Origin of the sequence: Aestuariimicrobium sp. Y1814, assembly GCF_050113895.1 — a bacterium.
Lineage (GTDB): Bacteria > Actinomycetota > Actinomycetes > Propionibacteriales > Propionibacteriaceae > Aestuariimicrobium.
Genome location: NZ_JBNJRW010000006.1, coordinates 1 through 18517, shown reverse-complemented (window position 1 = coordinate 18517; position 18517 = coordinate 1). Strand labels below are relative to the sequence as shown.

At 65.4% G+C, this 18517-nt stretch carries 18 protein-coding genes; 11 read left to right on the top strand and 7 right to left on the bottom strand.

Annotated features, from left to right (window positions below; translation table 11 throughout):
* Positions 1 to 27 precede the first annotated feature (27 nt).
* Positions 28 to 1521, bottom strand: a complete 1494-nt coding sequence (locus tag ACQE3C_RS08365) for an FGGY family carbohydrate kinase (RefSeq protein WP_434538732.1) — start codon at positions 1519 to 1521, stop codon at positions 28 to 30.
* A gap of 185 nt (positions 1522 to 1706) precedes the next feature.
* Between ACQE3C_RS08365 and ACQE3C_RS08360 the strand changes: the two genes are divergently transcribed.
* Complete coding sequence (locus ACQE3C_RS08360) at positions 1707 to 2936, top strand: RuBisCO large subunit C-terminal-like domain-containing protein (RefSeq protein ID WP_434538731.1); 1230 nt, start codon at positions 1707 to 1709, stop codon at positions 2934 to 2936.
* 126 nt (positions 2937 to 3062) lie between these two features.
* Here ACQE3C_RS08360 and ACQE3C_RS08355 read toward each other — a convergent pair whose 3' ends face one another.
* From ACQE3C_RS08355 to ACQE3C_RS08345, 3 genes are all read right to left on the bottom strand, one after another.
* Positions 3063 to 3842, bottom strand: coding sequence for a triose-phosphate isomerase family protein (locus ACQE3C_RS08355; protein WP_434538730.1), 780 nt, complete (start codon positions 3840 to 3842; stop codon positions 3063 to 3065).
* A gap of 45 nt (positions 3843 to 3887) precedes the next feature.
* Positions 3888 to 4490: a pyridoxamine 5'-phosphate oxidase family protein gene (locus ACQE3C_RS08350; RefSeq protein WP_434538729.1), complete on the bottom strand. Its 603-nt coding sequence runs from the start codon at positions 4488 to 4490 to the stop codon at positions 3888 to 3890.
* Between the two features lie 160 nt (positions 4491 to 4650).
* Positions 4651 to 6207: an FGGY family carbohydrate kinase gene (locus ACQE3C_RS08345; RefSeq protein WP_434538728.1), complete on the bottom strand. Its 1557-nt coding sequence runs from the start codon at positions 6205 to 6207 to the stop codon at positions 4651 to 4653.
* A gap of 111 nt (positions 6208 to 6318) precedes the next feature.
* On the opposite strand from ACQE3C_RS08345, the gene ACQE3C_RS08340 reads away from it, so the two are divergent.
* The 7 genes from ACQE3C_RS08340 (at position 6319) to ACQE3C_RS08310 (ending at position 12999) form a co-directional block, all read left to right on the top strand.
* Complete coding sequence (locus ACQE3C_RS08340) at positions 6319 to 7377, top strand: zinc-binding dehydrogenase (RefSeq protein WP_434538727.1); 1059 nt, start codon at positions 6319 to 6321, stop codon at positions 7375 to 7377.
* A 9-nt stretch (positions 7378 to 7386) separates the two neighbouring features.
* Positions 7387 to 8409, top strand: coding sequence for an LLM class flavin-dependent oxidoreductase (locus ACQE3C_RS08335; RefSeq protein ID WP_434538726.1), 1023 nt, complete (start codon positions 7387 to 7389; stop codon positions 8407 to 8409).
* 128 nt (positions 8410 to 8537) lie between these two features.
* Positions 8538 to 9503, top strand: coding sequence for a PstS family phosphate ABC transporter substrate-binding protein (locus tag ACQE3C_RS08330; protein WP_434538725.1), 966 nt, complete (start codon positions 8538 to 8540; stop codon positions 9501 to 9503).
* Positions 9504 to 9624: 121 nt separating this feature from the next.
* Entirely contained in the window at positions 9625 to 10479 is an 855-nt protein-coding gene (pstC, locus tag ACQE3C_RS08325) for a phosphate ABC transporter permease subunit PstC (protein ID WP_434538901.1), read from the top strand.
* Positions 10479 to 11396 (top strand): phosphate ABC transporter permease PstA, encoded by a 918-nt coding sequence (gene pstA, locus ACQE3C_RS08320; RefSeq protein ID WP_434538724.1) that lies wholly within the window; start codon positions 10479 to 10481, stop codon positions 11394 to 11396. Before pstC ends, pstA begins: the two co-directional genes overlap by 1 nt.
* Positions 11397 to 11423: 27 nt before the next feature.
* Positions 11424 to 12254, top strand: a complete 831-nt coding sequence (pstB, locus tag ACQE3C_RS08315; protein WP_434538723.1) for a phosphate ABC transporter ATP-binding protein PstB — start codon at positions 11424 to 11426, stop codon at positions 12252 to 12254.
* On the top strand, positions 12247 to 12999 hold the full coding sequence (locus ACQE3C_RS08310; RefSeq protein ID WP_434538722.1) for a winged helix-turn-helix domain-containing protein: 753 nt from the start codon (positions 12247 to 12249) through the stop codon (positions 12997 to 12999). Before pstB ends, ACQE3C_RS08310 begins: the two co-directional genes overlap by 8 nt.
* Here the strand turns inward: ACQE3C_RS08310 and ACQE3C_RS08305 are convergent.
* From ACQE3C_RS08305 to ACQE3C_RS08295, 3 genes are read right to left on the bottom strand one after another with little or no spacing between them, the layout of a single operon-like run.
* Positions 12950 to 13933 (bottom strand): three-helix bundle dimerization domain-containing protein, encoded by a 984-nt coding sequence (locus ACQE3C_RS08305; protein ID WP_434538721.1) that lies wholly within the window; start codon positions 13931 to 13933, stop codon positions 12950 to 12952. The two genes, ACQE3C_RS08310 and ACQE3C_RS08305, sit on opposite strands and share 50 nt — an antisense overlap.
* Before the next feature lie 3 nt (positions 13934 to 13936).
* Positions 13937 to 14266, bottom strand: a complete 330-nt coding sequence (locus ACQE3C_RS08300) for an ArsR/SmtB family transcription factor (protein WP_434538720.1) — start codon at positions 14264 to 14266, stop codon at positions 13937 to 13939.
* 37 nt (positions 14267 to 14303) lie between these two features.
* Positions 14304 to 14720 carry an ArsR/SmtB family transcription factor gene (locus ACQE3C_RS08295; RefSeq protein WP_434538719.1) on the bottom strand — a complete coding sequence of 139 codons (417 nt, stop codon included), beginning with the start codon at positions 14718 to 14720 and terminating at the stop codon, positions 14304 to 14306.
* Positions 14721 to 14805: 85 nt separating this feature from the next.
* On the opposite strand from ACQE3C_RS08295, the gene arsD reads away from it, so the two are divergent.
* The 3 genes from arsD to ACQE3C_RS08280 all read left to right on the top strand — a co-directional run bounded on the left by arsD (position 14806) and on the right by ACQE3C_RS08280 (position 18516).
* Positions 14806 to 15606 carry an arsenite efflux transporter metallochaperone ArsD gene (gene arsD / locus ACQE3C_RS08290; RefSeq protein ID WP_434538718.1) on the top strand — a complete coding sequence of 267 codons (801 nt, stop codon included), beginning with the start codon at positions 14806 to 14808 and terminating at the stop codon, positions 15604 to 15606.
* An 18-nt stretch (positions 15607 to 15624) separates the two neighbouring features.
* Positions 15625 to 17415 (top strand): arsenical pump-driving ATPase, encoded by a 1791-nt coding sequence (gene arsA, locus ACQE3C_RS08285; RefSeq protein WP_434538717.1) that lies wholly within the window; start codon positions 15625 to 15627, stop codon positions 17413 to 17415.
* Between the two features lie 108 nt (positions 17416 to 17523).
* On the top strand, positions 17524 to 18516 hold the full coding sequence (locus tag ACQE3C_RS08280) for an IS481 family transposase (RefSeq protein ID WP_434537931.1): 993 nt from the start codon (positions 17524 to 17526) through the stop codon (positions 18514 to 18516).
* The last annotated feature ends 1 nt before the right edge of the window (position 18517 follow it).

The window sequence follows — 18517 nt, the reverse complement described above, 5'->3', positions numbered from 1 at the left end:
CCCCCATGGCGCCCCCTCGAGGCAGGATCAGGCTTCGCGGTTGATCTTGCGGGCCCAGCCCTTCGACAGCTCGACAGCCTCACGCCAGCCGGTGTAGTTGGCGTCAGCCTCATCACGGCTGATTTCGGGCTCGAAGACCCGGTCGACCTGCCACTGCTCGGCCAGCTGGTCCAAGCCGCTGTAGAGGCCGGCACCCAGGCCACCGATGGTGATGGCGCCGTACACGGCAGCCTCGGCGTTCTTCGGGCGGATGACCGGGATGCCGAGCTGGTCGGCCAGCATCTGGCCCAGCAGGTTGTTCTTCACGGCACCACCGTCGATGCGCAGTTCGGGCATTTCGACGCTCGAACGGGCAGCCTCGACCAGGTCGCGGGTCTGGAAGACCATCGACTCGACCGCGGCGCGGATGATGTGCAGGCGGTTGGTGGCGTTGCTCATGCCGATGATGGAGGCACGGGCGTGCGGGTCCCAGTGGGGGGCCGCGAAGCCGGTGAAGGCCGGCACCAGGTAGACACCGTCGGTGCTGGGCACCTGGCCGGCGTACCACTCGGAGTCGGGGGCGGCGTGGATGAGCTGCAGGTCGTCACGCAGCCACTGCATGGTCTTGCCCATCGAGAACACGACGCCCTCGATCTCATAGGTGGTCTGGCCGTCGATGCTCCAGCCGACCGAGGGGGTCAGGCCGGCCACACGCTGCGGCTCGGTGCCGCAGTTGATGTTCATGACGCCGGCGGTGCCGAAGGTCATCTTGTTCTGGCCGGTCTTGTAGGCAGCCTGGCCGAACAGGCCCGACTGCTGGTCGCCGAGCACGCCGTTCAGCGGGATGGCGGTGCCGAAGGTGTCCTCCAGGTCGCCGAACAGGGCGTTCGAGGGGACGATCTCGGGCAGCATGTTGCGCGGGATGTTGTAGGCGGCGAGCAGCTCGTCGTCCCACTCGAGGGAGCGGAAGTTCATCATCATCGTGCGCGAGGCGTTCGAGACGTCGGTCTTGAACTCCTTGCGGCCGGTGAGGTTCCAGATCAGCCAGGCGTCGACGGTGCCGGCGAGCAGCTCGCCACGCTCGGCGCGCTGCTGGGCGCCCTCGACGTGGTCGAGGATCCAGCGGATCTTGGAGGCCGAGTAGTAGGCGTCGGGGATCAGACCGGTGCGCTCCTCGATGAGGTCACCCAGGCCCTGCTCGACCCAGCCCTCGACGATGGAGGTTGACTGGCGCGAGGCCCACACGATCAGGTTGTAGATCGGCTCGCCGGTCTTCTTGTCCCAGACCAGGGCGGACTCGCGCTGGTTGGTCAGGCCGGCAGCCGAGATGTCGCTGGGGGACAGGCCCGCCTGGCGCAGGGCGGCGCGGATGACCTCGAGCTGGGTGTTGATGATCTGCTTGGGGTCGTGCTCGATCCAGCCCGGACGCGGGTAGATCTGGGTCAGTTCGGCCTGGCCCATGCCCTTGACGTTGCCTGCAAGGTCAGTGATGAAGGCACGTGCACTGGTGGTGCCTTCGTCGATTCCAAGGATGTAGTTCACGGCTGTCGCTTCCTGGGGGGACGCATCGTTGCGTGGAGTTTTCTCGTGATCATGTTGCGCAGGCGTGCCGATCACGCCATGATCGCGGTGGTCACCACGTTATGTGAGCCTTCTCATACTTGTCAAGACATGTACATACATGTCTTGCTGCTCGGTACGATGGGCCGGACGACCAGAGGAGCAGCATGTCCGAGTTCATCGAAGCCACCTACGCCTTCACCCTGCCACCCGAGGCCGATGTGCGGGCCGTGGTCGGCAAGTTCGCCGTCGGCCAGACCACAGGGACGTGGGTCGAGGTGCCCGGGCTGACCCCGGAACTGAAGCAGCGCCACGAGGGCCGGGTGCTGCGGTTGTTCTCGGTGCCCGCTGCCGACACCACGACCACCCAGCCGGAAGGGCCGGTCGGCTACCTGGCCACCATCGGCATCCCCGCGGTCAACGTGGGTGACTCGCTGGCCCAGCTGCTGAACACGGTCATCGGCAATGACGCCTCCACCTCGATGGAGGCCAAGCTGGTCGGACTTGAGTTCCCCGACGAGCTGCTCAGCCAGTTCGGAGGACCCGGCCACGGTTCGTCCGGGTTGCGTGAACTGACCGGTGTGCAGGACCGCCCGCTGCTGCTGAACATGCTCAAGCCCTGCGTCGGGCTCTCGCCCGAGGCCGCCGCGGCGATCTTCGAGGACACCGCCCGCGGCGGCATCGACCTGATCAAGGACGACGAGCTGATGGGCAACACCGGCTACTCGACCGTGCTGCAGCGCGTCGAGGCGTTCCGCGCTGCCGCCGACCGCGCCGCCCAGGAGACGGGCAAGCGGACAATCTACCTGCCGAACGTGACCGATCGTCCCGACCGGATGCTGGCGACGGCGAAGCGGGCCGTCGATGCCGGCGCCGAGGCGCTGATGGTCGCCTACACCACCGTCGGCTACGGCGCGGTGCAGATGCTGCGCGACGAGGTCGGGGTGCCGATCCTGGGCCACTTCGCCGGTGCCGCCCCGTTCTACGAGAGCGCCGGTTCGGGCATGGCCGGCGACCTGGCCTGCGGCCTGCTGACCCGCCTCGCCGGGGCCGACCTGGCCCTGGTGAACACCCCCTTCGGTGGCTACCCGATCACGATCAACAGCTACCTGCAGACCTCGGCCCGGCTGACCGAGCCCCTCGGCGGGCTGAAGGCCACCATGCCGATCGTCGGTGGCGGCGTGCACCCGGGCACCGTCACCCGCTACGTCAAGGACCTGGGCGGTGACATCGTCCTCGGTGTCGGCGGTGCCATCCAGGGCCACCCGATGGGCGCTGCCGCCGGGGTCCGGGCGATGTTCCAGGCCATGGAGGCCACCGCCGCCGGTGTCCCGCTGGACGAGGCCGACGGTGAGGAACTGCGGGCCGCGATCGCCCGCTGGGGTGTGCTGGCCTGACGTCGGGGCCGGATTGCCCGGCCGGAATCTGACAGTAGAAGCCAGCGGCCTCAGCTGGTGGACAAACCCGGGGTTCAGGCCGCTGGTTACTTGTTTGGGGGGATTCGGAGGCAATCCGGCCGGGGGTCAGGCCAGGGCGGTGCGCACCTCGTCCACCACGTCGAGGAAGGCGTGCGGGTCGAGGCCGAAGCGGCCCAGGAAGACCCCGTCCGGGATGCCCTCGGTGCTGCCCACCTCGCGGGCGTGGTCGACGATCGCCTTGAAGGTGCCCTTCTGGGCGCTGCCGCCGTAGACCAGACGCAGGTTCGGACGATCGGCCAGCATCTCGCGGATCGTCGCGACCACCTTGACCACGTGGGCCGGGGGAGCGGGCTCGGGGGCGCCGATGGCCCAGGTCGGTTCGTAGGCGATCATCACCTCGGCGTCCAGCGGCACGTCCTTGAGCCGGACGTCGAACTGGGCCTGCATGACCTCGCGGGGGTCGTGGCTCGGGTCGGGCTCGCCGGCCACCAGGATCGGTGTGATGCCGTGGCCGGCGGCCTGGCCGGCCTTGATGCCGATGACCTCTTCGGTCTCGCCCAGCAGGTTCACCCGCTCGGGGTGACCCAGCATGGTGAGCCGGCTGCCGATCTCCGAGAGCAGTTCTGCGCTGACTTCGCCGGTGTAGGCGCCGGGGCCGAACTGCGACAGGTCCTGGGTTCCCAGGGCCATGCCGCTGGGGCCGAGCTTGTCGATCATGAGCGGCAGCAGCGGGTAGGGCACGCACAGGAAGGTGCCGTCGCCGGGGTGCGGCCGGTCGGCGTAGCGGTTCTGCAACTCACCAGCCACGACATCGGCCCAACGGTGGGCGTCAGCCAGTGAGAAGTAGCTCTTGGAGCTGTGACCAATCAGGACTTTCGGAAGCATGCGTACATCCTACCCGACCGGGCTATACATGTTCATACAAGATGCTCAGGCGGACGAGCCGCTCTGCGCGGGCACAGTCTCGTCCTCGTCCTCGCCGAGCAGGTCCTCGGTCTGCAGGCCGGTGTCGAAGCCGTCGATGGAGACGGAGTTCTTCTCATGCTGGTAGCGCACCAGTCCGTCGTGGCCCTTCTTCTTCGACCACAGGTGCAGGGTCTCCCGCTCACCCTCGAAGCTGTACAGCGGGACGCCGTAGCCGCAGGCGGTCATGGCCTCGTCCACGTCGAGCAGGTAGATCTGGCGGGCGCCCAGCATCGGTGGGAACAGCGCGAGCAGTTCGTCCCACCGGTCATCGCCGGGCTGGACCATGGTCGGGGTGCCGTAGAGCCGCAGGATCCAGGGGCGGTGCTCGAAGGAGCAGAACATGATCGTCATCCGCGGCACCTGGCGGATGTGCGCGGCGGTCTCGTTGCCGCTGCCCGTGCCGCTGAGCCAGGCGACCTGATGGGGACCGAGGACCCGGAAAGAGTCCAGCCCCTTGGGGGAGACGTTCACCCTGCCGTCGGCCGCGGCGGTGCCGACGAAGAACATGTGCTGGCGGTTGATGAAGTCCACCAGCTTGGGTTCGATGGAGTCGTAGAAGACGGCCATGGTTCCTCCTGCCTGTTCGTCCCAGCGTGCCATGAAAGGGAAAGCCCTTGGGTGCGAGCCAACAGGTGACTCGCCCCCAAGGGGTGTTCAGTGAAGCCGCGGGGGCGCCCCCGCGGGCTGGGTCCCGCGGGGGTGCAGGGGGTCGCCCCCCGCAGACAACTCAGTTGGCGTTGGCGAAGTCCACCGCGTCAGCCAGGTCGTCCCAGATGTCCAGGGCCGACTCGCGCAGGCGCTTGTACACGGCGAAGAACTTGTCGTACTTGGCCGTGTTCGCCTTGTTCGGCTTGTAGGTGCGGCGCACGTGCACCAGTGCGTCAGCGGCCTCACCGAAGGACTCGAACCGCCCGGCGCCGACGGCGGCGACGATGGCGGCACCCTTGGCGCCGAACTCCGAACCGGCCGGCACCTCGATGGTGCGGCCCAGCACGTCGGCAAAGATCTGCGCCCAGACCGGCGAGTTTGCGCCGCCGCCGGCCATGCGGACGACGTTGACCTCGGTCGGGATGGCGTCGAGGCAGTCACGAATGCCCAGTGCCACGCCCTCGTAGACCGCGCGCAGCAGGTCATTGCGGGTGTGGGCGTTGTTGATGCCGTTGAACATGCCGCGGGCGTCGGGCTTGACGAACGGTGCGCGCTCGCCACCGGGGGCCAGGTAGCCGTGGTAGATCACCCCGTTGGAGCCGACCGGGGTCGACTCGACGACCTGGTCGAGGTACTCATACAGGTTGCCCTGGGTCTGCGCGTCGGCCTCGCGACGGAACGAACCGCCGAGCTCACGCAGGAACCAGTCCAGGTTCGGGGTGCAGAAGTTCAGGCCCATCGAACGGATCGAGGTCTCCGGGGTGTGCGGGATCATCCAGCCGACGTCCGGGGGATTGGTCGACCCGGAAGGGTCGGTGGTGGCCACGGTGACGATGCCGGCGGTGCCGACCACGGCCATGCAGTCACCGGGGCGGGCCACGCCGACGCCGAGCGACGAGGCGGAGATGTCGACCGAACCCTTGTAGACCGGCAGGCCGACGGGCAGGCCGGTGACGCCCGAGGCCTCCTCGGTGATCTCGCCGAGCAACTCGTGCGAGTTTTGCAGCTCGGGCAGGACCACCTTGGCGTCGCTGATGCCGAGGATCTCGAGCACCTCGTCGTCGTAGTTGCGGGTGGTCATGTTGATGCCCATCAGGCTGGCGTCCGAGGGGTCACCATTGGCCACACCGGTCAGCTTGTAGCCGACCCAGTCCTTGCACCACAGGTGGACATTGCCCTCGACCATCAGTTCGGGCTGGTTCTCGAGGCGCCACTTCAGGATGGCGCTGGCGGTGCCGGCGTAGGGGCCGTTGCCGGTGATCGGGAACTGCTTGGTGACGCTGCCGTCCTCGAGCCAGCCCTCGACGATGTCGCCGGCGCGGCCGTCGGTCCACAGGATGGCCGGGCCCACGGGCTCGCCGTCGGGGCCGATCATCCACGAGCCGTCACCCTGGCCGGTCAGGCCGACCGACAGGATGTCACTGGGGTCGACGCCCGAGCCGGTGAGGGCCTCCTGGATGGCCAGCGAAGCGGCCTCCCAGACGTCGTACATGTTCTCTTCGGCTTGCTGCGGGGTGGGGTTGTGCACGGGCACGTTGCGCGCCCCGCGGGAAACCTCGTTGCCCTGCCGGTCGAACAGGGCGGCCTTGATCACCGAGGTGCCGGCGTCAATACCAAGGATGAAGTTGCGTTCCATGATGGGGTTACCTCTACGTTGAGGGACAGTGGTGCGGTGAGTCTATACATGTCCGCACATGTAGTGACAAGTGTCACATCGCGGACGATGCCCTCGCTTACGATAGGTCGCATGCGCGCCCTTGTGAAGCACTCCGCCCAGCCCCATGACGTGAGCCTCACCGAACGGCCGGCCCCCGAACCGGCCGCCGACCAGGTCCTCGTCCGGATCGTCTCGGCAGCAGTCTGCGGCTCGGACCGCTCGGAGATCACCGGCAAGGACACCGGGCTGGCCCCGCGCGTGCTCGGCCACGAGGCCGCCGGGGTGGTCGCCGCCCTCGGCGACGACGTGGTCACCGACCTGGTGGTCGGCGACAGGGTCACCATGGAGACCGACGCCGTCCTGTGCGGGCGGTGCCGGTGGTGCCGCACCGAGCAGTACCAGCGCTGCCCCGAACGCAAGGGCATCGGACGAACCGCTGACGGTGCCCTGGCCGACTACCTGGCGATGCCGGCCCGCGCGCTGCACCGCCTGCCCGACAACGTCTCGCTGCTGGCGGCCGCACTCACCGAACCCACCGCCGTGGCCGTCCACGCCGTGATCGAACAGAGCCCCTGTCTGGCCGGTGAGGTCGTCGTGGTCACCGGCCCGGGAGCCGTCGGCCAGCTGTGCGCCCAGGTGGCCCGTGCCGCCGGCGCGATCGTCGTGATGGCGGGCCTGGGGCGCCACGAGGCGCGCTTCGACCAGGCCCGGGCGGCCGGCATCCAGCACTTCGTGCGGACCGACCAGGAAGACCTGGCCGAGTACGTGGCCCGGGTCAGCGGTGGCGACGGCGCCCACACCGTCTTCGAGTGCAGCGGCGCACCGGGGGTGCTCGAGTCGATCGGCCCGGTGCTGTCCAAGGGCGGACGGATCGTCCTGGTCGCGTTCTACAAGGACAATCCCGAGATCAACGTGATGGAACTCGTCCAGAACGAGTTCGAACTGGTGGGCTCGCGCGGCAAGAAGGCGTCCAGCTTCCGGACCGCGCTGCGGCTGATGGCCGAGGGGGTCGTCGACCCGCTGCCGGTGATCAGCAAGGTGCTGCCGCTGGAGTCGTGGGAAGAGGGCATCGAGGCCGTCGGCGCCGGCCACAAGGTCGTCTTCGCCGTCGACCCCGACGCGATCGAGGCCGAATCCGGGGCCAACTAGGGTGGGGGCATGCCCGATGCTCCTGTGTCCGATACCCGCGTGCCCCTCTCGATCCTTGACCTGGCCAGCCTGAAGGCCGACCACACCTCCACCGACGCCCTCAACGACACCATCTGGCTGGCCGAGCAGGCCGATGAGGCAGGCTTCGACCGCTTCTGGGTGGCCGAGCACCACAACACCAAGTCGGTGGTCTCGACCAACCCGCCGGTGCTGGTCAGCGCGCTCGGGGCGCACACGAAGCGCATCAAGGTCGGCTCGGGTGGGGTGATGCTGCCCAACCACGCCCCCTACGTGGTCGCCGAGCAGTTCGCGATGCTCGAGGCGCTCTACCCGGGTCGCATCGACCTGGGCATCGGACGAGCCCCCGGCACCGACCAACTCACCGCCGCCGCCCTGCGCCGCGGCACCGACGCGCTCTCGGTCGAGGAGTTCCCCCACCACGTGCTGCAGCTGCTGCACTGGCTTGGCGACGAACGCCTCGACGAGCCGATGGTGCAGCGCCTGGTGGCCACCCCCGAACCCACCTCCTTCCCCGAGGTGTGGCTGCTCGGTTCGTCGGGCTACTCGGCCCAACTGGCCGGCATGCTCGGGGTGCGCTACTGCTACGCCCACCACTTCGGTGGCATGGACCCCGTCTCGGTCTTCGAGGCCTATCGCAGCCGCTTTGAGCCCTCGGCGTCGCTGGATGCACCGCACGCCATGATCTGCACCTCGGCCATCACCGCTGACACCGAAGAGGAGGCTGATTTCCTGGCCGGACCTGCTCGGAAGATGTGGCTCTCGATTCGCACCGGCGCCCGCGAGCCCATTGTCACCCCCGAGGCCGCAGCCGCCCACGAGTTGTCGGCGACCGACCAGATCATGCTGGCGCAGAGCCCGGCCACCAAGTTCGTCGGCACCCATGATCACGTCACCGAGCAACTCAGGGCACTGGTCGAGGGGACTGGGGTGCAGGAGCTGATGTTGACTGCCACCACCTTCGACATCGCAACCAAGATGGCCACCTACCGGGCGATCTCCGACCGCTGGTGATCAGATCGTTACGTAGATAACTGTCTATGCATATTTTGGTATCCGGCGCGTAACCCTGCGTTCATTTCGATGGACTTCTATGTATGACGTGGCCGCCCGGCCAGTTCGTATCGGAAGGAACACGCATCGTGACGCACCCCCTGTCCAGGATCCCCAAGCTTGCGGTTGTTGCCGCTGTCGCGCTCACCCTCGTGGCTTGCGGAGGCCAGCAGACCCCCGCAGCCACCGATTCAGATGGAAGCTCCCTGTCTGGCAGCGTCGCCATCGACGGCTCGTCAACCGTGGCCCCGTTGAGTGAGGCTGCGGCCGATCTCTTCCGGGACAAGGAAGCGGGTGTCAATGTGACCGTCGCCACCTCTGGCACGGGAGGCGGTTTCAAGAAGTTCTGCGCCGGTGAGACCGACATCTCGGATGCTTCGCGCCCCATCAAGGACGAAGAGAAGGCCGAGTGCGCCAAGAACGGTGTCGAGTTCACTGAAATCGTTATGGCCAATGACGGACTGTCGGTCGTCGTCAATCCTGAGAATGACTGGGCCAGTTGCCTCACCCTCGCGCACCTGAAAACGATTTGGGAGCCTGCCGCAGAGGGCAAGATCACCAACTGGAACCAGGTTGACCCGAAGTTTCCCGACGTGCCGTTGAACCTGTTTGGCGCTGGCACGGACTCGGGGACCTTCGACTACTTCACCGAGGCCATCAACGGTGAGGAGGGCGCAATTCGCACTGACTACTCACCGTCCGAGGACGACAACATCACCATCCAGGGCGTCCAGGGCGACAAGGGTGCCATGGGCTTTTTCGGTTTGAGCTACGTCGAGGAGAACCCCGGCAAGGTCAAGGCTGTCCAGATCGATGCGGGCAATGGCTGCGTCGCCCCCTCGAAGACGACCGTTCAGGACGGCACCTACACCCCGCTGGGTCGTCCGCTGTTCATCTACGTGGCCAACAAATCCTACACGGACAAGCCTCAGGTGAAGGCATTCGTCGATTTCTACGTCGAGAATGAGACCTCAATCGCCGAGGCTGCGCTGTTCATCGGCCTGACCCCTGAGCAGAAGAAGACCGCCGAGGATTCCCTTGCCTCGATCTCTTGACGAGGGCGGCGTGCCAGCCACGGCAGTGGTTGGCACGCCTGCCGGCGCGGGCCTACAAGGTGCCGCTGTTGACATGGCGTGGTTGCTTCGGCCGCGACGACGTCCGGGAGAAATCGTCGTGATGGCGCTCCTGCGCCTGGCGGCTCTGCTCTCTGTTCTGATCACGTTCGGCATCGTGCTTGCGCTGCTGGTGCCCTCGATAGGGTTCTTTCGCGAGGTGCCGATCTCAGACTTCCTGTTGGGGACGCGGTGGGCTCCACGATTCGCCGAAGCCAGTTTCGGAGTCCTCCCATTGGTGACTGCAACCTTGTGGTGTGCAGCGATCGCCCTGCTCGTTGCTGTGCCTTTGGGGCTCGGCGCGGCTATCTATCTTTCGGAGTATGCCAAGCCTGCCGTGCGCAAGATCCTCAAGCCGGTGCTTGAGGTTCTCGCAGGTATTCCGACGGTCATCTTTGGCCTCTTCGCCCTCACCTTCATTCAGAGTGTCGTGCTGAAGGGGTGGCTCAACTTGTCAGGTGGGGCTTTCAGCGTTCTGGCGGCAGGCCTGGTGATGGGCGTCATGATCCTGCCGACGGTCGCCTCCATCAGTGAGGATGCCATGTCGGCTGTGCCCAACTCGCTGCGTCAGGGATCGGCGGCCCTCGGAGCCAATCGCATGCAGACCTCTTTGCGGGTCGTCTTCCCAGCCGCCATCTCGGGCATTCTGGCCTCGGTGATCTTGGGTGTCTCGCGCGCGGTGGGGGAAACCATGATCGTCGCGATCGCCGCGGGAAACCTGGCACAGGTCGTGACCAACCCGATGCAGCAGGGTCAGACCATGACGGGATTCATCGCCAACGCAGCGCTGGGAGACTCCCGCGTGGGATCTCTGGAGTACAACACCCTTTTCGCTGTGGGGCTGCTGCTGTTCACGATCACCTTGGTGATCAACTTCATCAGCGTCGCTGTAGTTCGCAAGTTTAGGCAGGCCTACTGATGAGTGCGCACAACAAGGCCGGTGCCGCCGAACCAGCGAGCGTCCCGAAGGTACTGGGACGGGCGAGTGGAGGGGAGCGAAGCTTGCGCTCGCTTGTCTTCCTCGGGGTGCTGTGGCTGTGTTTGGCGGTGGGGATGGTCTTCCTGGTCACTCTGGTTGTCACCACACTGATGGACGGATTGTCCCGCATGGACTCCCGGCTGTTCACGAGGTACCCGGCGAGCAACCCCGAACGTGCTGGCGCCAGGCCAGCGATCATTGGGTCGATCTGGGTGATCGGCGCCACCGCCGTGCTAGCGATTCCGTTGGGTGTTGCCGCGGCGGTATTCCTCGAAGAATTCGCTGACCCGCGCAAGAAGATCAACCAGATCATTGAGGTCAACGTCCAGAATCTGGCGGCCATCCCCTCCATCGTCTACGGCCTGCTGACCCTGTCGCTGCTCGGTTTGATTGGGCTGGGCAACAAGAACCTGGTCATCGTCGGGGCCACCGCGTTGGCGTTGCTGATCCTGCCGGTCATCATCATCTCGACACGCGAGGCATTGCGAGGTGTGCCTGGTGAGATACGTCAAGGCTCCCTGGCCCTGGGAGCGACGCCCCTGCAAACAGTGTGGCGACAGACGCTGCCCAGTGCCATCCCGGGTATCGCAACGGGAGCGATTCTGGCTCTGTCCAGGGCCCTGGGTGAGGCGGCGCCGTTGTTGCTGCTCGGGGGCCTGGTGTTCCTCAGCTTTGACCCCAATGGGTTGTTGAGCGGCTACACCACCATGCCGATCCAGATCTTCAACTGGGTGGGACGCCCACAAGCTGGCTTTCACACGCTGGCTGCTGCGGCAAGCATCCTGCTGCTCGGGATGCTGCTGGTGATGAACTCCATCGCGATCCTCATTCGTAACAAGTACCAGCAGCGCTGGTGAGACGGACGGAACCCAATGAATACCACCATGAAGCGGATCGAGGCTCGGCCCCTCCACGAGAGTGGTCCGACACCTGCCGGCACTGTGTTGGAGTGCGATGACGTCAGGATCTACTACGACGATTTCCTGGCCGTCAAGGACGTGTCCTTGGGGTTCGCTGCTCACGAGATCACCGCACTGATTGGCCCCTCGGGCTGTGGCAAATCCACAGTTCTTCGGTCGTTGAACCGTATGAACGACCTCATCCCGGGGTCGAAGGTGGAGGGAGTGATCCGTTACCACGGCCAGGACATTTACACCAAGGATGTCGATGCGATCGAGGTGCGACGTCGTATCGGTATGGTCTTCCAGAAGCCCAATCCGTTCCCGAAGTCGATCTTCGACAACATTGCCTACGGACCGCGGGTGATCAACATGAAGGTCGACAGCATGGCCGACTGGGTTGAACAATGCCTGCGACGGGCAGCGTTGTGGGACGAGGTCAAGGACAAGCTGAAGCAGTCGGCGCTTGGCCTGTCCGGTGGGCAGCAACAGCGTCTGTGCATTGCGAGGACGATCGCAGTGAAACCCGACGTCATCTTGATGGACGAACCCTGTTCTGCGCTGGACCCGATTTCCACCCTGGCGATCGAGGACCTGATGCTCGAACTGCGGGATGAGTACACCATCGTCATCGTGACCCACAACATGCAGCAGGCTGCCCGCGTTGCTGACCGGACGGCATTCTTCACCGCGAGTGCCGATCCTGTGACCGGCCAACGATTCGGTCACCTGGTGGAGTACGACCACACCACGAAGATCTTTGAGAACCCTGCCGACAGGCGAACCGAGGACTATATCTCCGGCAAGTTTGGCTGAGTGGCTCGTGTCTATCCCGGTTGAACCTCGCCGCTGGCCACGGCGCGTCATTCTTGTCGCGGTTGGCGGCGCGTCATTTGTCGGGACCGGTCAGGAATTACAGGAGCAGGGCATTGACCTGCAGGTCTTCCCGGACGTGGCAGTCGCTCTGGTCGCCGTGGGGGAGGATCAGCCCGATGCCATCGTCGTGCCGGCCGTGCGAGGTGTTGCGCTGGCCGAGATCTGCCGCGCGGTGACAGGATGGACGTCGACCGCAGTGATCGTCGCATTCCCGGCTGATGGTGATCCGTCCGAGGCATACGCCGCGCTGGACAATGGGGCCACCAGCCTGCTCCCTCTACCGGCAAATACGGCCCAGTTGTCGGGGGCGCTGGCGAACTTGGGCTTCGGCACGAGTCACCAGGTCACGGTTCGCGGGCGGCTCTGGCTCGACCCGGTGGAACGCCGCTTCGGTTGTGGCGACCGTTCGGTCCATCCGTCCCTGCAGGAGTTCCGCGTGCTGGAGCGCCTGATGGCGGCCGCGCCGTCGGTGGTCGATGTCTCCGATTTGGTCATCGCTTTGGGGCATGGTGACCCCACCGCGGAGGCCGTGGGGAACCTGCGTGCTGTCATTCGCAGAATTCGGCGTCGCATCCAACCCTTGTTCGTCACTGATGCCGAGGATGTACTGCGCACCGTGCACCGCTCTGGTTATCTCATGTCGTCGGCTGCTGTCCAGCCGCTGGCATCTCCCACTCTGGAGTAATCCCCAACTCAGCAACCAACTGCCGAACCCGGCTGTAGAGGTTATCGCGAATGGTGCGCACATCAGACAGTGCCATGCCCTGAGGGTCCTCAATGACCCAGTCGATGTAGCGCTTGCCTGCATGTACTGGGCAGGCGTCGCCGCATCCCAGGGTGACGACAACGTCGGCGGCCATGACGACTTCGTCGGTCAATGGTTTGGGAAATTCGACCAGCAAGGGAATGCCCACTTCTGCGAGCGCCTCGACCACGACGGGGTTGATGCTGCCACCCGGCGTGGTGCCAGCTGAGCGTACGTGGACCTGTTGTCCAGAAATCCTGCGCAGAAAGGCCGCGGCCATTTGGGACCGTCCCGCGTTCTGTGTGCAGACGAACAGCACCTCGGGAACTCCCCGACGGTGTCCTTGGGCGACGGCTAGTGCCGCCAAGCGGTCGGTGGCGAATTTGCTGGTGAGCACGGTCAGGTGCTGGGTCACAGTGGCTCGTTGAGCCAGGAGGTCGTGACTCTCGTGGACGTAGCGCTCGATGGTTTCCCGCGAGAAGATTGACTCGAATCGATAGGCTAGGCGGTCGACCAGTCGCTCGAGTGGGACCTGGGCCGCCGATCCGTGGCTGTCTCTGTTCATGGGCACTGACACGAGCCTGCCGAAGCGGATCAAGGCGTCGGGAGCAGGGCTGAACCGCGGTCCACCGCGACCAGGGGTCAGGGTCACCAGTTCCGACTGGAACAAGATGTTGAGATGGTCGGTGACAATGCCCGTGTCCAAGTCCAGTACGGCCGCACAATCTTCCACCGACTGTGGTGTTGTCTCGCGTGCCAGGTGGGACAGGAGGAGTACCCGGTCGGGGTCGCCCAATGCCAGCAATTGAGTCACGCGAACAGTCGCGTCCTCAGATGCGAGGGGGACGCCGAAACCCTTCGGCGGGACACTCATGACTCACCTCAGTAGGTCAGCGATGGAGGCGCGACGGTTGGGGTGGATGCTGTACCAGACCTGCCTGCCTCGTTGGTCTCGATCGAGCAGTCCATCCTCGAACATGATCTTCAAATGGTGGCTGATCGTCGGTGCGCGCAGTCCCAGCCGCTCGGCCAGATCGCCGACGGTGGCCTCCTTGTCGCTGCTGCCGTGAAGCATGCTCAGCAGTTGCAGTCGAGTCGGGTCGGCGATGGCGCGCAGGGTGCGGGCGATCGTTTCGGCGTCCTCGCGCGACATCGGCCGGCGGTCAAACGCGTCAGGTCTCGGGTAGGGCTGGGGTGCTGGTGTCACTGTGGAACTCCTTGGTGAGCGGCAAGCTCAGTGGACATCAGCTGAAGTATAGATGACCATCTTCATGTTGGCTTGTCTGGCCCGTAGACGGCAACGGATCCAGGGCGAGGAAGGCGCGAATCGGCACCAACGCCTGCGCGCTCACTGACCAGTGCGCCCAGCGCCCGCGCTGTTCGCGGTCGACCAGACCGGCGTCCTGCAGTTTGCGCATGTGGAAAGAGAGGGTTGGCTGGGTGATGCCCAGCGCGCCCGGAAGGTGGCAGGCGCAGACTGTTCCTCCAGCGGAGTCCGCCAGGTATCTCAGCAGTCGAACGCGCGTGGGGTCCGAGAGGGCCTTGAAAACCGCTGCCAAGGACGTCGCTGCGCCGGTCCCGAGCAGACCACCTGATCCCTCGGGGCTGCAATGCCCCGTTCCGTCCCCCGGGTCGCCCCGCGTGTCGGTCATGTCCTTCATGGGGTCCAGAGTACGCCATATTGACAAGTGTCGATGCGACCAGTTGAATCGATGTATAGACGATTCTCAATATGTGGAGGTAGTGATGAGCGCTCAGCCCTCGGTGTTGTTCGTGTGCGTGAAAAATGGCGGCAAGTCGCAGATCGCGGCAGCGGTGATGCGGAGTCTGGGTGGTGTCGAGGTGTACTCGGCGGGGACAGCCCCGGGTGCGGTGGTGAATGCCGAAGCGGCGGCAGCCGTTGAAGAGATCGGTGCTTCGATGGCTGGGCTGTCGCCCCAGATGATTGACCAGGAGCAGCTGGCGCGTGTCGATCGCGTCGTGGTCCTTGGTGCTGAGGCTCACGTGGACCCAGTCGAGGGTATGCGTGGCGAGATCGTCACGTGGGTGACCGATGAGCCTTCGCAGCGAGGGATCACGGGCATGGAGCGGATGCGACTCGTGCGTGATGACATCGCTGGCCGTGTTGAGGCGCTGAGGCAGGAGCTCGTCGGGCAGGCCGTCGGGCCCAGGATTCGCGTCTTCGAGCCCGCGCTGTGCTGCAATACCGGTGTCTGTGGACCGGATGTCGAGGATGCGCTGGTGAAGTTCACCGCGGATCTTGGTCACTTGCAGGGGATGGGTGTGGATCTGGAGCGTCACAATTTGGCCAATGATCCATTGGCCTTCGCCAACACTCCCGTCGTCGCAAACTTCATGCGTGTTGTCGGTTCTTCGGGGTTGCCGCTGGTGCTGGTCGACGATGTCACCGTGGCGACCGGTCGCTATCCGGATCGCGCTGAGCTCCGACGCCTGGCGGGACTCGGCGACGAGGAGCCGCGTGACCTTGGCCTGGAGGCGGCGAGCTGCTGCGGCCCCGTGGATGAGACCAAGTCGGGGTGCTGCTGAACCATGGGTAACGACGCCATGAGCAGCCACGCATTCCTCAACGACCTTCCCCGCTTCGCCTTCTTCACGGGCAAGGGTGGTGTGGGCAAGACGTCGATCGCGTGTGCCACCGCCACTCACCTCGCCGATTCTGGTCGACGAGTACTCCTCGTCTCCACCGACCCGGCGTCCAATGTCGCCCAGGTCTTCGGGCAGGCCATCGGCAGCCAGGTCACCCGCATGACCGAGGTGCCGGGCCTCTCCGCCATCGAGATCGACCCAGAAGCAGCGGCCGAGGCTTACCGCGAAAAGATCATTGGGCCGGTTCGTGGGCTCCTGCCCGAGGCCGAGATCGCCAACGTGACCGAGCAGCTTTCGGGGTCGTGCACGACCGAGATCGCCGCGTTCAACGAGTTCACCGACCTTTTGGCTGACCGAAACGTTGAGCTCGCCTATGACCATGTCGTCTTCGACACGGCGCCGACGGGGCACACCATTAGGTTGCTGCAATTGCCCGGGGAGTGGACGAGCTTCCTGGATGAAGGCAAGGGTGACGCCTCCTGCTTGGGCCCGTTGTCCGGGCTTGACAAGACTCGTGGGCAGTATGCCCAGGCTCTGCTGCGACTCAGTGATCCGACCCTCACCCGGTTGGTTCTGGTGGCTCGAGCTCAGACCGCCACATTGGAGGAGGCTGCTCGCACCGCCGAGGAGCTCGCTGTGTTGGGCATCACCGAACAGCACTTGGTGATCAATGGAATCCTCAGTGAAGATGCTGGCTCCGACCCTCTCGCGCGCGCAGTCATTGACCGCGAACAGGGCGCGATCTCCCGGCTGCCAGACCCGTTGGGAAACCTCGAGTGTTCGCACATTCCGTTGCGCGCCGGTGGCATCGTCGGTCTGGCTGCGGTGAGGCGACTGCTGGCTGCCGATGGGGCCGCGAGTACGGTGACTGCGCCCCTGGTCGACCCTGTGAGTTTCACCCAGGCAGACCCCCAGCATCTCGAGGCACTGGTCGATGAACTTGCTGCGCAGGATCACGGTTTGATCATGTGCATGGGCAAGGGCGGGGTTGGCAAGACCACCTCGGCGGCAGCCATCGCGTTGGCCCTGGCCAAGCGTGGCAAGCGTGTCCATTTGTCCACCACTGACCCTGCTGCGCACCTTGACGCTGTCCTGTCTGGTGCCGTTGATGACAACCTCAGTGTGTCCCGAGTTGACCCAGAGGTGGCAACGCGCGCCTATCGCGAGCGGGTTCTTGCAACCAAGGGGGCAAGGTTGGACGAGGTGGGCCGTGCGCAACTGATCGAAGATCTGCGCTCGCCCTGCACTGAAGAGGTGGCAGTCTTCGGGGAATTCTCCCACCTGGTCTCACGTGCTCAGCGGGAGATCGTCGTCATCGATACGGCTCCGACGGGGCACACGCTGTTGCTGATGGATGCCGCTGGTTCGTACCATCGCGAAATCGTGCGCGGCGTGAGTGAGACGACGAATGTTGTCACCCCGCTGATGCGGCTCCAGGATCGCGACCTGACCCGGATCCTGATTGTCACCCTTCCGGATGCCACCCCGGTCCAGGAGGCCGTGGATCTGGATGCAGATCTGCGGCGTGCCGGGATTACCCCGTGGGCATGGGTCATCAATCAGTCCATCGCCGCAGCAGGAACGACGCACCCGCTGCTGGCGGCCAGGGCGGCTGGAGAGGCAGTGCACATTGATCGCGTCCATGCCCAGACCGATCGCATCGCCACGATCCCGTTGCTGGTCGAGGAGCCCACGGGTCATGCCCTGGCGGAACTGACGCGCGGTCCGCGGGCGGTCGCCAGCGCCTAGGTGTTGCGGGTCATGAGGTTGATTGCACGCGCCGGGACGTGAGAGGGGGCGGGTCCTCGGCAGGATGGGAGTTGCGAGACAACCATCGGAACGAGGAGCCCGCCCTTGATTCACCACCGTAATGCCGCGCTGACCTTTGAAGCACGTCGACGCCTGGTCATCCGGTGCCAACACCGCCCGATCGCCCACGTCGCCGCCGAGGCCGGAGTGTCGAGGGCCTGTCTGTCGAAATGGGTCAACCGTCACCGCCTCCACGGCGAGGAAGGCCTGCTGGATCGTTCCAGCCGACCCCACAGTTCACCGACCCAGACCCCACCGCAGGTGGTGGAGTTGATCGAGCAACTACGCCGCGACCACAAGTGGTCGGCCCGGCTGATCACCGCCGAACTGCACGAGCGTGGGCACCGGACCAGCGTCGCCACCGTCGCACGCTGGCTGACCCGGCTGGGACTCAACCATCGCCGCTGGCTCGACGTCGAGGGAGAACCGACCCGTGCGCCGGCACGGATCATCGCCCGCTACCCCGGCCACATGGTCCACGTCGACGTGAAGAAGGTCGGCGCGCTGCGAGAGGGCGGCGGCTGGCGGGCCCATGGCCGCGGATCGAACCAGGACAAGGCGAAACACCGCACCCGGGTCGGCTACCGCTACCTCCACTCCGCCGTGGACGGATACTCCCGGCTCGCCTACACCGAGTCCCTGACCGACGAGCGGGCCACCACCGTGCTCGGGTTCATCAACCGGGCCAGGGCCTGGTTCGCCGCGCACGGGATCACCCGCGTCACCCGCGTGGTCACCGACAACGGCAACCCCTACAGGGCAGCGATCGTCGAACGCTCGCTGCGGGGCTGGGCACGCCAACACCAGTTCATCCGCGCCTACACACCTCGCCACAACGGGAAAGTTGAGCGCTACAACCGGATCCTGGCCGAAGAAGTGCTCTACGCCCGGCCCTACAACTGCGAGGACCAACGCACCCGGGCAATACAGATCTGGAACATCCACTACAACTACCATCGACCCCACACCGCCTGCCGAGACCAACCCCCAGCCACCCGAACCCCGGCACGCGTCACCAACGTCATGCGCTCCAACACCTAGG

Bases quoted from the DNA above. Each gene is read 5' to 3' on its own strand.
- ACQE3C_RS08360 (WP_434538731.1), top strand. From the start codon at position 1,707: ATGTCCGAGTTCATCGAAGCCACCTACGCCTTCACCCTGCCACCCGAG.
- ACQE3C_RS08345 (WP_434538728.1), bottom strand. From the start codon at position 6,207: ATGGAACGCAACTTCATCCTTGGTATTGACGCCGGCACCTCGGTGATC.
- ACQE3C_RS08305 (WP_434538721.1), bottom strand. From the start codon at position 13,933: ATGAGTGTCCCGCCGAAGGGTTTCGGCGTCCCCCTCGCATCTGAGGAC.
- arsA (WP_434538717.1), top strand. From the start codon at position 15,625: ATGAGCAGCCACGCATTCCTCAACGACCTTCCCCGCTTCGCCTTCTTC.
- pstC (WP_434538901.1), top strand. From the start codon at position 9,625: ATGGCGCTCCTGCGCCTGGCGGCTCTGCTCTCTGTTCTGATCACGTTC.
- arsD (WP_434538718.1), top strand. From the start codon at position 14,806: ATGAGCGCTCAGCCCTCGGTGTTGTTCGTGTGCGTGAAAAATGGCGGC.
- pstA (WP_434538724.1), top strand. From the start codon at position 10,479: ATGAGTGCGCACAACAAGGCCGGTGCCGCCGAACCAGCGAGCGTCCCG.
- ACQE3C_RS08350 (WP_434538729.1), bottom strand. From the start codon at position 4,490: ATGGCCGTCTTCTACGACTCCATCGAACCCAAGCTGGTGGACTTCATC.
- ACQE3C_RS08340 (WP_434538727.1), top strand. From the start codon at position 6,319: ATGCGCGCCCTTGTGAAGCACTCCGCCCAGCCCCATGACGTGAGCCTC.
- ACQE3C_RS08355 (WP_434538730.1), bottom strand. From the start codon at position 3,842: ATGCTTCCGAAAGTCCTGATTGGTCACAGCTCCAAGAGCTACTTCTCA.
- ACQE3C_RS08335 (WP_434538726.1), top strand. From the start codon at position 7,387: ATGCCCGATGCTCCTGTGTCCGATACCCGCGTGCCCCTCTCGATCCTT.
- pstB (WP_434538723.1), top strand. From the start codon at position 11,424: ATGAAGCGGATCGAGGCTCGGCCCCTCCACGAGAGTGGTCCGACACCT.
- ACQE3C_RS08295 (WP_434538719.1), bottom strand. From the start codon at position 14,720: ATGAAGGACATGACCGACACGCGGGGCGACCCGGGGGACGGAACGGGG.